A 336-nucleotide genomic window follows, 5' to 3' on the forward strand; every position below is an offset into this window, starting at 1 on the left:
CATCAACAGAGAGCTGATGCTTCAAGACAGGGACAAAGGTTATTGAATTTTTTGCTCTGCTTGATCGAGCAAGCCTTGCATCTTTTTCTGAGCTCTGCGACTCACACGTTTTTTGGCCGCGGTGCGAGCTTCTTCTAAGTTAACACTAGGATCACCAACAACCACAAGTGCCACCATTCCGTGTCGGTGATGTACTTTACATTTTATGCCATAAACTCCGGGCTTATCAAAAGTGACTTCCTGAGCGTTTGACCCGGATATCATAAGAGGTTTAGCACCGTCAGGAAGCATCCCTTGAATGCTATGAGCAGTATGAGAGCCAACGGTTCCTTTAAA

1 protein-coding gene is annotated in these 336 nt (G+C 45.5%); it reads right to left on the minus strand.

Features of this window, described 5'->3' with window-relative positions; all coding sequences use genetic code 11:
* Window positions 1-39: 39 nt before the first annotated feature.
* Window positions 40-336, minus strand: a 297-nt coding sequence (locus AB4653_RS25855) for a plastocyanin/azurin family copper-binding protein (RefSeq protein ID WP_372105658.1), incomplete at its 5' end; no start/stop codon positions are given.

Source organism: Vibrio sp. 10N.222.48.A3, from assembly GCF_041475345.1.
Taxonomy (GTDB): Bacteria; Pseudomonadota; Gammaproteobacteria; order Enterobacterales; family Vibrionaceae; genus Vibrio; species Vibrio tasmaniensis_A.